14 protein-coding genes and 1 tRNA gene are annotated in these 10,194 nt (G+C 44.1%); 10 read left to right on the plus strand and 5 right to left on the minus strand.

Features of this window, described 5'->3' with window-relative positions; all coding sequences use genetic code 11:
- Window positions 1–101 precede the first annotated feature (101 nt).
- The 3 genes from AB6D93_RS23040 to AB6D93_RS23050 are packed head-to-tail and all read right to left on the minus strand — an operon-like array spanning window position 102 to window position 1,531.
- The gene (locus AB6D93_RS23040) at window positions 102–1,022 is read right to left on the minus strand and encodes a tyrosine-type recombinase/integrase (RefSeq protein ID WP_102333109.1); all 921 of its coding nucleotides are present in this window, start codon (window positions 1,020–1,022) and stop codon (window positions 102–104) included.
- On the minus strand, window positions 985–1,272 hold the full coding sequence (locus AB6D93_RS23045; RefSeq protein ID WP_102333108.1) for a hypothetical protein: 288 nt from the start codon (window positions 1,270–1,272) through the stop codon (window positions 985–987). The genes AB6D93_RS23040 and AB6D93_RS23045 overlap by 38 nt, the downstream gene beginning before the upstream one ends.
- Entirely contained in the window at window positions 1,265–1,531 is a 267-nt protein-coding gene (locus tag AB6D93_RS23050; RefSeq protein WP_102333107.1) for a hypothetical protein, read from the minus strand. The genes AB6D93_RS23045 and AB6D93_RS23050 overlap by 8 nt, the downstream gene beginning before the upstream one ends.
- A gap of 534 nt (window positions 1,532–2,065) precedes the next feature.
- On the opposite strand from AB6D93_RS23050, the gene AB6D93_RS23055 reads away from it, so the two are divergent.
- The 7 genes from AB6D93_RS23055 to AB6D93_RS23085 all read left to right on the plus strand — a co-directional run bounded on the left by AB6D93_RS23055 (window position 2,066) and on the right by AB6D93_RS23085 (window position 6,343).
- Window positions 2,066–2,503 (plus strand): single-stranded DNA-binding protein, encoded by a 438-nt coding sequence (locus AB6D93_RS23055; RefSeq protein ID WP_102333106.1) that lies wholly within the window; start codon window positions 2,066–2,068, stop codon window positions 2,501–2,503.
- Between the two features lie 62 nt (window positions 2,504–2,565).
- On the plus strand, window positions 2,566–2,778 hold the full coding sequence (locus AB6D93_RS23060) for a hypothetical protein (protein ID WP_240799512.1): 213 nt from the start codon (window positions 2,566–2,568) through the stop codon (window positions 2,776–2,778).
- Entirely contained in the window at window positions 2,775–4,901 is a 2,127-nt protein-coding gene (locus AB6D93_RS23065) for a DNA topoisomerase III (RefSeq protein ID WP_240799513.1), read from the plus strand. Before AB6D93_RS23060 ends, AB6D93_RS23065 begins: the two co-directional genes overlap by 4 nt.
- Entirely contained in the window at window positions 4,898–5,125 is a 228-nt protein-coding gene (locus AB6D93_RS23070) for a hypothetical protein (protein WP_019821572.1), read from the plus strand. Before AB6D93_RS23065 ends, AB6D93_RS23070 begins: the two co-directional genes overlap by 4 nt.
- A gap of 78 nt (window positions 5,126–5,203) precedes the next feature.
- Window positions 5,204–5,443: a hypothetical protein gene (locus AB6D93_RS23075; RefSeq protein WP_102333115.1), complete on the plus strand. Its 240-nt coding sequence runs from the start codon at window positions 5,204–5,206 to the stop codon at window positions 5,441–5,443.
- A complete protein-coding gene (locus AB6D93_RS23080; protein ID WP_019821574.1) occupies window positions 5,440–5,811 on the plus strand; it encodes a hypothetical protein in 372 nt (123 codons plus the stop codon). The genes AB6D93_RS23075 and AB6D93_RS23080 overlap by 4 nt, the downstream gene beginning before the upstream one ends.
- 10 nt (window positions 5,812–5,821) lie before the next feature.
- Window positions 5,822–6,343 (plus strand): hypothetical protein, encoded by a 522-nt coding sequence (locus tag AB6D93_RS23085; RefSeq protein ID WP_102333104.1) that lies wholly within the window; start codon window positions 5,822–5,824, stop codon window positions 6,341–6,343.
- A 12-nt stretch (window positions 6,344–6,355) separates the two neighbouring features.
- Here AB6D93_RS23085 and AB6D93_RS23090 read toward each other — a convergent pair whose 3' ends face one another.
- The gene (locus AB6D93_RS23090; protein ID WP_102333103.1) at window positions 6,356–6,637 is read right to left on the minus strand and encodes a hypothetical protein; all 282 of its coding nucleotides are present in this window, start codon (window positions 6,635–6,637) and stop codon (window positions 6,356–6,358) included.
- 23 nt (window positions 6,638–6,660) lie between these two features.
- Window positions 6,661–6,735 (minus strand) — tRNA-Gly (locus AB6D93_RS23095).
- 505 nt (window positions 6,736–7,240) lie between these two features.
- Between AB6D93_RS23095 and AB6D93_RS23100 the strand changes: the two genes are divergently transcribed.
- Genes AB6D93_RS23100 through AB6D93_RS23110 form a run of 3 tightly spaced genes read left to right on the plus strand, consistent with a single transcriptional unit; the run spans window position 7,241 to window position 9,650 of the window.
- Window positions 7,241–7,954 carry a site-specific DNA-methyltransferase gene (locus tag AB6D93_RS23100; RefSeq protein WP_019821144.1) on the plus strand — a complete coding sequence of 238 codons (714 nt, stop codon included), beginning with the start codon at window positions 7,241–7,243 and terminating at the stop codon, window positions 7,952–7,954.
- A gap of 48 nt (window positions 7,955–8,002) precedes the next feature.
- Entirely contained in the window at window positions 8,003–8,383 is a 381-nt protein-coding gene (locus AB6D93_RS23105; protein WP_019821146.1) for a hypothetical protein, read from the plus strand.
- 4 nt (window positions 8,384–8,387) lie between these two features.
- Window positions 8,388–9,650 carry a DUF6575 domain-containing protein gene (locus AB6D93_RS23110; protein WP_019821148.1) on the plus strand — a complete coding sequence of 421 codons (1,263 nt, stop codon included), beginning with the start codon at window positions 8,388–8,390 and terminating at the stop codon, window positions 9,648–9,650.
- Window positions 9,651–10,194: the final 544 nt, after the last annotated feature.

Below are 10,194 nucleotides of genomic sequence, written 5' to 3' on the forward strand. Positions count from 1 at the left end.
CAATTTGTTGTCTACGAAGCAGTAAGGTAGAGCTGGGCAGGAGGGGGTAAAACCCCTCCTGATTCAGTTTTGTGAAGCATGGTCTAAGAGCGCCCTTATTTCTACGAACACGTACCTCGATGAAGGTAGTGAGGTGTGATCTCTTTTCTGAAATGGCCAAGCTCTTGGCTGATGATTTCCAGTTTTTCTTCGTAACTTTTATCGGGAATAGAACGATTAAGCCGATCTTGTGCGTAAGTATATCTTAACCCATGAGCACCGTGTGACCAGCCTAGAACTCGCTTAGACAATTGACTGAAAGCATCGGTAAATTTTTTCCCGCCAGTGATGTTGTACCGGTTAGTGATAGTACATTTTCGGTCTTTGATTTGTCGGGGTTCACTCAGACGATGCCTCTCTAATTTTTTCGCTAAACAATGCGGGATCATGACGGCTCGATATAGTCCACCTTTGCCTTTCACTACGTATTTCTCGCCTTGCAAACCCGAAAACAAATCACTGCGCCATTTTCGATCTTTTGACGCTGAAGCTTCGTCAAATCGTTGGAGGGTGAGGAGCTCTTGTACTCTGAGCCCCGCTGTAAAACACAGCGCGGTAGCTAACTGATTTTCTGGAGTTTGATGTGTCATGATTTGATGAATTTGTTTGTGAGTATAAGCTCGATTTACCCACTCTCTAGGATCGAGTTTTTCTTCTATATAAAGCCTACGCTCTGGCTCATGTAAATAAACGATCCGCTCTAGTACACGCCTCTCATTTGCAAGCATTTTGCTACAAACTTTACCGACTCGGGATGATAAATAATCCAAAGCCATTTGTGGCGTAATATCTATTAGCATGGCTGCGCCCATCCGCTCTTGAATAAAGGCAGCTGTCTCCACATGTCGAAAAAGAGTGGATTGACTTCTTAATTTTCCTTTCGCCTCTTTTTTGTTTTTACCTAGCCCAAAATAGTGGAAATTGAAAAAATTTCTCGCCTTGCGCTCAAACTTTTTTCGTTGGGAGCTTTTCTTGTTTGGCATATTCTGCCTCCCATTGTTGAATTCTTAAAGCAACTTGAGTATGAGAGCGGTGAACGTTTTTATGTATTGCAAGCCACTTCACAATATCGTGATAAGAGCAGCCCATCTCGCGCCTGAAAAATAAGAGTTCAGAACGATAGCGATCTAAAGGCGATCCTTTTTTCTGTGATGGTTTTGTTATTTGGGTATGTTCATGATCGATAACAAGATAATTGTTATGGATCAATTCATTAAATAATTGATTACTCATACTTTGCCATGGATTTAATATCTTTTAGGAAAGGATCATCTTTCCAAGCGACAGAAGTCATATAGTGGATCTGGCTCAAGGATGCTTTCGTACTATGTTTACTGTCAAGCCAAATTGAAATTTTTTTATAACTTAAATTAACATGCCTCAAGATGAGTATTTCCTTTTTGAATGATTCAAGTTTAGAATTTTTCTTTTTCTTATCACGTTGAATCTGCCTCATTTGATTAATAAGACTTTCGCGATATTTAGGTTTCATAATAAAGACTCAAGTAAAACAGGTTTCTAGATAACCTTAAGGTAAGAATTTGCCTCAGTAAACCATTAAACGGCTTCAATGTGGCGCAAACAGGCCCCCTCAGCGGTGAGCAAGGCGATCAGCGCTGAGGGGGCACGGGGTGAAAAACGGGGGATTTCGGTATTACGTTGAGGCAAGGTGTCAATAAATGAGGCAGCAAAGAGAAATAACCCGCATGAGGCAGTAGCAAGGTGAAAAATGGAGCGAACGCGACAACCTTGTTGATGGTTCAATATATTGTTGGTTGAGGCAGGAGGGGAAAGGGAAAGCAAAGGGGTGAGGCAAAAGAAATAAAGCGTTAAGCGATCAGTTCTGTGTATTGATACGTAATCAGTATAATAATAAATGATGTTTGGGCGTAACTTTAAATAGTGTAACACAAAATATAAAATAAATACTCGTTAAAAATACATCCACCAATGTATTTTTAATGAGTATTTTTCTATTGCCTTTTTGATACTGTTTCTCGTGACTTTATTCAAAGGAGAAAAACAGATGGCAAAAGGTCTTTTTATTTTTGATGGCAATATTGGTATGACGCCAGAATTGCGTTGGCAGCCGGCGAATGACCGCTCGAATGGTGAAGCTAGACCGTTATTAAAATTTAACGTCAAGTACGACCGTTTAATTAAAACACAAGATCCAGAGCGTCCTTATGAAGATAAGGGCGGGTTTTGGGTGGATATCAGTTATTGGGGACGTGACGCTGAGGCGTTAAGTAAGTTATTACAAAAAGGCATGCGCGTGCGTATTGAAGGCGAACTCCGCATCGACACTTGGGAAGATAAAAATAACCCAGGTCAAATGGCATCGGGCATGGCCTTAACGGCTTCGTTAATTACCATCATGGCGCAGCGTGTGGATGCGGTTTTATTAAAAAAGCCGCAACAATCAGGGGCGCATAATAACCCAGCCTCTCAATCTGAACTTTAAATAGGGAGTGATAGATGAGAGGAGTGAATTTATCTAACGCCATTGCGGCGCTCCGATTTCGAGTGCGCGCGCGCCGAAGTGGTGACGCCGACCAGCGCGCTCAAGCGGAGCTCGGCGTCAAAGCGCAAGAGCCATTTTGTTCGCAAGTGCAGCAAGCTTTAATTGGCAACCGTGAAGGTATGACGCTCAGTAAGGTCACGCCAGGGTGGGTGAAGAAACAACTCGCCAGCAAGGTGACGTCGTCACTTAGTCAGAGCGTTGGTGGAGGTGAATGATGCGTGTGTTTTTATGTGAAAAACCGTCCCAAGGACGAGATATCGCCAAGGTATTGGGTTGTCATGAAAAAAGTGAGGGGGCGCTGCGCGGTCAAGGCGTGGTTGTAACTTGGGGATTTGGTCATATTCTGTCTCAAGCTGACCCTGAGCATTATGACCCCGCATTAAAAGCCTGGTCTTATGACACGCTTCCCATCGTGCCGACTGTTTGGCAAATGATGGTGCCGCCCGACAAGAAGAAACAGTTCAATGTCATCAAGAAATTATTGGCCAGCGCGACAGAGGTGGTGATAGCTACCGATGCCGACCGTGAAGGGGAGGTGATTGCTCGTGAGATTTTAGAGTTTGTGGGTTACCAAGGCCAGGTCTCTCGACTTTGGCTCAGCGCCTTAGACGAAGCGAGTATTCGTAAAGGTCTGAATAATCTCAAACCTGGCAGTGACACCGAATCGCTGTATTGGGCCGGACTTGGTCGCAGTCAGGCTGACTGGTTGCTGGGTATGAACTTAACGCGGCTTTGCTCTCTAGTGGGGCGAGAAGCCGGTTATCGCGGCGCCTTATCGGTGGGCCGCGTCCAAACGCCCACCTTACGGTTGGTGGTTGAGCGAGACTTGGCCATCGCTCACTTTGTCTCGAAACCGTTTTATGACGTCGTCGGTGACACGGGATTTTCGTCTAAATGGCAAGTACCAGAAGCGCAAAGCGATGAAGCAGGGCGTTGTTTGTCTCGTGAGGTGGCCGAGCGTGTGGCTCAGGATTGTCAGGGACAAGTGGCGACTGTCGCCGTGTTTGATACCAAGCGCCAAAAAGCCAAACACCCTGCGCTGTTTTTTTTGGGTTCTCTGCAGAAGGCCATGTCGGCTCAGTTCGGTTACACCGCGCAGCAAGTGCTCGATACGGCGCAAGCCTTGTATGAAAAACACAAACTGACCACCTATCCGCGTACCGATTGCGCGTTCTTGCCGGTGAGCCAGCAGGGCGAAGTGACTCAAATCTTGAGGACGCTGGGTCAGACTTCCGAGTTCGCATCGATGTGCCAGGGCGCGGACGGGGCAATAAGCAGCGCGTGTTGGAATGATAAAAAAGTGGCGCAAAGCTCGCACCACGCCATTATCCCTACTGCAAAGGCGCCGGTACTCACCGGATTGACGGAGCGCGAAAAACACGTGTATCAGGCCATCGTGCAGCGTTACGTCGCTCAGTTCTATCCGCATGCCGAAGATGACGCCACCGTGATTGAATTGCAGTGTGGGGGGCACCGTTTTAAAACGTCCGGAAAAGTGGAACGCGTCAAAGGCTGGCGGGTAGTCACTAAGGAAGAAAAAGAAGAGGGGAAAGGGAAGAGCGAAGACAGCGTATCTCAATCTTTGCCATCTCTCACGGTTGGTCAGTCACTGACGTTTTCCAAGGTCAATGTGGTGAGTAAGAAAACCACGCCGCCTTCTGCGTTTACCGAAGGGACGCTCCTCGATGCGATGGCCAATATTGCGCGCAGCGACAATATCCCCGCTCAGTTCAAAGCGATTTTGAAAGAGACGGCCGGACTTGGCACGCAAGCGACGCGGGCGGCCATCATTGAGACGCTCAAAAAGCGCGGCTTTGTGGAAGCGAAAGGGAAAAAGCTCCTAAGTAGCGAAGCGGGACGCGGTTTGATTCAGGCGCTGCCGAACGAAGTGAGCAATCCGGTGATGACCGCGATTTGGGAGCAGTCGCTCGAAAGCATTGCCAAGCGAGAGATGAGCCTCGATGCCTTTATGCAAAACCAAGAAGGATTTGTGCGGGCCATTGTTAGTAAGGTGAAGTCCGGTGACATCACCATTACCTTACCAAAAGTCGTAGAGCCCGAAGCGCCCTGCCCGTTGTGTGGCAAAAAAATGCGCCTTCGCTCGACCAAGAAACCGTTTTGGGCGTGTGAAGACCGCGAGCTATGCGGGCTTGTTCTCGATAGCGTGCGCGGAAAACCCGCCAAAAATCAAAAGTGTTCGTGTGGCAAAGGCGTGTTGGTGCGCAAGTCTGGGAAAAACAAAGGCAGTTTCTATTGGAGCTGCAGCGCGTGGAAACAAGGTTGCCAGAAGCGTCATTTCGATGACAAAGGCAAATTAGGAAAGGAGATGGGCTCATGATAGTCGCCCGTTCGTTATCACCGGCTGAGCCCGACCTGATGGAAGGACGCACGTTGGCCTTGCTTCGTATTTTGAGCCTGGAGGGGGTGGAAGTGGTTCAGTACCACGCCCCCAAAGGCGGCTGGACGCACGATGCGCTGGAGTGTGTCGATTATTTCTCGGTGAGTCCAGACGGTTGGGATGCTTACCTCGATGAGCAGTGGATTGGTTCTTCTGAGGTTTGAATCTAAGAAAGCGTCGAATAATGAGTCGGCTAGACGACACAAATATTCAGCTTTAGGCGCTTAATGGGTGAGAGGGATATGAGGCAATTTCTCACAGAAAGGCACCTGGATGCGTTGTTGTCGATGTATTCAGAGCGGGACTTCCCTAACAATACTCGAAAGGCGGTGCGCCTTCGCATTATTCATGGCCACACTTACGAGTTGGCGGAGTTCATCACCGGCGTTTCGCGCCGCAATATCTATAACGGTGTGAAAAAATTGAAAGTCGCGCATGACGTTATGATGAAAACTTACGGTAGAGATGGGGGAGTAAAATGATGAGATACGAATCGTTATTTGATGATCATTACAGTGGCTCGGAAGCGCTTCGGCTTCATTCACAATACAAGGGTAGCTTTGATGAACTCGTGGAGGCGCTGGAGCCTGTCTGGTCAGGAAAAACAGTGGCGCATTATTGTTATCGAGCGTGCGAACCCCTTCATGTTTTGAGTGCGGATTCGTTCGAAATTACGATCAATATGGGGTGTCAGCCTAACATACCTACAGGGTTTGATTTGCAGGATTCCTGCCGAGTGAACCACATTACGGTTGATCTCTGGGACAGTGCCGATGTTCAAGGCTTTATTGAGTTGCTGCTGCGTAAGTTAAACGCTTCTCTTGTGCTTTCTTCGGTTGAACCACTCTAGGAGAACTGACATGAGATGTGACATTCCCATTCGATTGCATTATTGCTCAGAAAGTCATCATGAGTACCAATCTAAAAAAACGCTGATAGCGGTAGGAGCTATTTCGCCTAACTTCGACATTGAAGAGAGACTAGAGCAAAGCCAGTTCACGTTATCTGTTGAAGCGTCTCGCTACCTGCTCGCGCATATACCCTATGCGTATTTTGATTATGGAATTGATGTGGTTCATACCAGTGTTCTCCCTTACAAAGGAGAGGGTTACTTATCCTTGAGTAATCCTCGGTATATAGGAACCGACTTGAACAATGACTATATCCAGGACTTGAGCCTGTTGAAGCATGATGAAATCAGAGACTTGGTTCAATGGATGAAGAAGCATAAAGAAGAAGGTTGGTATCTCGTGGGGCTTCACGATATTCACATATCAGGAGAGTTATGCGAAAACATTCAGTTTACGTTGTTTTTAAGCCCCTATGTGTTTGCGGTTGAAGATAGGTTAGCTGCATTGCCAGAAGGTAACGACAAAAAGTGAGTGGTTTTTGTTTCAGCTCAGTGATTCTTCATCCAGGTTGAGCGTAGGCTTTGGATGCTGCTGCAATACCTTAGACAACACGCCACGGTTCACGTTGAGCGTTCGGGCTACTTTGGTTTTGCTTTTACCGATGAGTTCGATGGATTCTTGGAATATGACGGGTTTAAAAGCGTCCAGTATGACGCTGACGTCTGGTGTTTCAGTCCACTCGTCAAACTGAGCCAGATACGATTTTAAACTGGCTTTGAAGGCTTTTTTTGCTTGTTTCATTTCGTCAGAAGGGGGCGTTTGCATGAGGAGTACCTTAGAGCATGAGTTGGAGCGTGCAGCGGGAATCGAACCCGCATCATCAGCTTGGAAGGCTGAGGTAATAGCCATTATACGATGCACGCAACGAAGCGCCTGTGACAGAGCTTCGGCCAATGGCGTTCCTGCACCCCACTGGCGCAAGCATTGTAACGAATAATCGTTTTGGTTCAAGGGGTACTTTATGGGATGCGTACGTCAGGTAAATGGATGCAGCACTCTACCCATCATTTACTGGATTTGGCGATAGGCATACTTAAATTAGATCCTGATAGTAATTTTTTTGGTTGAGAAAATATTTAAAATATCCGTTACTCACGTCAAGCACTCGGGCTGGTAATACGATCAGGGAATAGAGTGTAAACTCTAAGTGGTTTATATCCAGAACCTTCATTGACTGATTTTGGAGTGCGGAATGTTGTAAATTCCCGTGCTGTATCACGGAGGGTAAATTCGACTATCTATCAGCTTAGGTGGACTTCTTTAAGTAAACACAGAATTGACTGCTTACATCTACAAAAATATAAACCTGATTTTGCAATCAATCTCGTATAGAATTCATCGTTTTTTGAATCATATGACATTATCAATATGGGTAAATTTAAGTTGTTGAATAATAGTACTAAAAAATTACAGTGTAGTTTGTATGAACTAGATGCCGTTGAGTGGCTGAAAACTATTGACGACTCATCAGTTGATTTACTTATTACTGACCCGCCGTATGAGTCATTAGAAAAGCATCGAAAAGTCGGTACGACAACAAGGCTTAAAAATAGTAAAGCTTCAAGTAATCAGTGGTTCGAGATCTTTCCAAATGATAGGTTTGAAGAACTATTTACTGAGGTATACAGAGTTCTAAAGAAAAACTCTCACTTCTATCTTTTTTGTGACCAAGAAACTGCATTTATTGTTAAACCAATAGCTGAGTCTGTCGGTTTTAAGTTTTGGAAGCCGATTGTATGGGACAAGATGAAAATTGGTATGGGCTACCATTACCGTGCTCGCTATGAGTTCATTTTGTTCTTTGAAAAAGGTAAAAGAAAGTTAAACGACTTAAGTACACCAGATGTATTACAAGTACCTCGTATACATCGAGGATATCCGACGGAAAAGCCTGTTGAATTGATGGATATTTTAATTAATCAAAGTAGCTCCGAAGGTGAATTAGTTTGCGATCCATTTATGGGTTCTGGGGCTGTTGGTGTATCCGCATTAACCAACCAACGTTGTTTTTGGGGAAGCGATATTTCTAGCGAATCGATGTCTATCACACATTCGAGAGTCAGCCCATTGATAAATAAGTAAATGGTCTTTACTATGCAACAATGTTTTATGTGACAAGTTCAACTTAATATGTGCGATTATCCTGACTTTTATCCAGAAGATATGCCTCCAGAAGATGCTAGTGAGGCTAATGGTGAAGCTTATCGGTTAGTAGACAATAATCCCCCTCAAAAAGTGGATTTTAGATCTACAATTGAAGAGAACTCTAAGAGAGCTGCTAGAAAACCTAGTGATAGAGAAATGCTTTATGGGGCTTCACTTTTCACTGAACCAGAAGAAGCGTTAAAGAAAAAGAAGCTATTTAAGCCATTGAGGAACAAAACGTTATCCTCTGGTCATTTGTGTAATGATGATGGCGTGATGAAAAAGACTGGTGGCCCTTGCCATGTAACAGTTTGGTTTAAAAAAGACGCTCTTCCACACGAACGCTTTGAGTGTATAGAAGAATAATGAAATGTACCCACTAGTACAAGACAGCAGATTAGGAACATTAGAGTTCCATAAAATCTACGAAGAGTATGATGGTCCAAAACTATTTAGTGCAGTAAATGCACTAGGGATCTATTACCTAGTTTATTGGATAGATGAGCTCGAAGACGGCGATACTTGGTTATATGTACCAATGTCATATAATCGCCTCGAGAAGCTAGAGAGTGCCTCTCGCTCACTTCGTGATGCATTCATATACCCAGAAGAAAATTCTATTTTCAGAATTTTTACCTCATTTGACGGTGAAGAAGAAACATTAACGCATTTAACCGCAGAAGAGTTAACAGAAGAAGAACTCCCACCAATAGATTATCGAATCGAGTGTGAATTAGTCCCAGAACAAGAAGTTGTATCATCGATCACTAATCATGAAATTCACATTTCAAAGCCTAGCCGACGCGGCATAATGAAATTAGATTCAATATCTAAAATCCTTGAGGGCTGGTCTTCTTTATATGATGAATTCGTAAGAACGATAAATATATCTGACAGGCTAGTACCTGTTGATGCGCGACCTGGCTCATTTATCGTTCGATTAGAATCAAACCATTATGAAAAAGTATCACCTGTTATCGACGATTTCTTTGGCGTTTTAACTAGTTCTGAAGATATTCACACTACACTATTAAGCATGAAAATTGATGTTGATGTGGTTAAAGAGTTTTTATCTTTGGTAGTTGATTCTTCCTATGACTTTAAACTAACACCACTTATAGACGGAAGCTTTCCACATCAGTTATCCAAATCTGCCGCAGAACGGATATTGACAGAGCTAAAGACAAGTGAATTAACATACTTATCTAGTCTGAGAGTACCTCAAGCAGATGATCTTAAGCGTGTGTTTGATGTAGTGATCGCTAAGTCTAATTTTCAAGAAGTAAATGAGTTCACGCTAGGGATTACATCAAGACAAGTGGCTTATTATCTCCACGCAGCCCGCACTCTGGGGTATTTAGATAGGTCAAATCAACCTACTTCAGCAGGTATGCAATTTGGTAAGTTAGATGAAAATCAAAGGTTAAAATCAGCAGCTATGAGATTCCAAAGCAGTGATTGTGGATGGACGTGGATTAGCTGGGCATCTGGAAAAACGCTAGCAGACATTCCTAATGGTAGTGCGTTTGAATTCCTGCAAGACTGTGTACCAACTTTAAATGTAAGTACAGCACGTCGCAGGTCGAAGACTTTAAACTCTTGGCTCAAACTATTTAAGCCAATAACAGAATAACAATAGGCCCCTTGAGGGCCTTTTTTATACCTTTTTGAGTGCCGAAATTGAGCGAGCTATTCTTAAAAGGTGTGTCGATGTGTGGATTTCAAGCTAGGACTGAATCTCTAGTTAAGCCAGTCCAACTAGCACCTGTTGAGCTGAAAGCAACTGTCCAGTAGGCAATAATTGGCAAATTTGCATTATAAAAGTTTGCTAATGTTCCGTTATCTGAAACTGATTTTTGTCCAAAACCTTCTTAGAAATTCATCAAATTATTGTGTGATTAAACTATTGTCAGTCGACATCAGAGACTAAAAATGAATCAAATAAGATGTGATGTAAATCACTTTACAAGCCCATTTGGACTGTTATCCTCAGGATGTTAAACGTTGAATACTGACGAATAGTATTAAACACACGGGGTTAACCCCCCTTAAATGGCTTTCTGAAATGTGTCGTGGCTTCTTCTTAAAGAAGTGAAAGCATACTTAACTGCCCTCAGCCTATTATTGATAGAGCTTTGGCGCTATACACCGACTTTTTATCACCCCCACGGGAAAAT

It is taken from the genome of Vibrio sp. 10N.247.310.23 (assembly GCF_041467155.1).
Classification (GTDB): Bacteria; Pseudomonadota; Gammaproteobacteria; order Enterobacterales; family Vibrionaceae; genus Vibrio; species Vibrio crassostreae_C.

Coding starts and splice junctions, on each gene's coding strand:
- AB6D93_RS23040 (WP_102333109.1), bottom strand. CDS start 1,022: ATGCCAAACAAGAAAAGCTCCCAACGAAAAAAGTTTGAGCGCAAGGCG.
- AB6D93_RS23045 (WP_102333108.1), bottom strand. CDS start 1,272: ATGAGTAATCAATTATTTAATGAATTGATCCATAACAATTATCTTGTT.
- AB6D93_RS23050 (WP_102333107.1), bottom strand. CDS start 1,531: ATGAAACCTAAATATCGCGAAAGTCTTATTAATCAAATGAGGCAGATT.
- AB6D93_RS23055 (WP_102333106.1), top strand. CDS start 2,066: ATGGCAAAAGGTCTTTTTATTTTTGATGGCAATATTGGTATGACGCCA.
- AB6D93_RS23065 (WP_240799513.1), top strand. CDS start 2,775: ATGATGCGTGTGTTTTTATGTGAAAAACCGTCCCAAGGACGAGATATC.
- AB6D93_RS23070 (WP_019821572.1), top strand. CDS start 4,898: ATGATAGTCGCCCGTTCGTTATCACCGGCTGAGCCCGACCTGATGGAA.
- AB6D93_RS23075 (WP_102333115.1), top strand. CDS start 5,204: ATGAGGCAATTTCTCACAGAAAGGCACCTGGATGCGTTGTTGTCGATG.
- AB6D93_RS23080 (WP_019821574.1), top strand. CDS start 5,440: ATGATGAGATACGAATCGTTATTTGATGATCATTACAGTGGCTCGGAA.
- AB6D93_RS23085 (WP_102333104.1), top strand. CDS start 5,822: ATGAGATGTGACATTCCCATTCGATTGCATTATTGCTCAGAAAGTCAT.
- AB6D93_RS23090 (WP_102333103.1), bottom strand. CDS start 6,637: ATGCAAACGCCCCCTTCTGACGAAATGAAACAAGCAAAAAAAGCCTTC.
- AB6D93_RS23100 (WP_019821144.1), top strand. CDS start 7,241: ATGGGTAAATTTAAGTTGTTGAATAATAGTACTAAAAAATTACAGTGT.
- AB6D93_RS23105 (WP_019821146.1), top strand. CDS start 8,003: ATGTGCGATTATCCTGACTTTTATCCAGAAGATATGCCTCCAGAAGAT.
- AB6D93_RS23110 (WP_019821148.1), top strand. CDS start 8,388: ATGTACCCACTAGTACAAGACAGCAGATTAGGAACATTAGAGTTCCAT.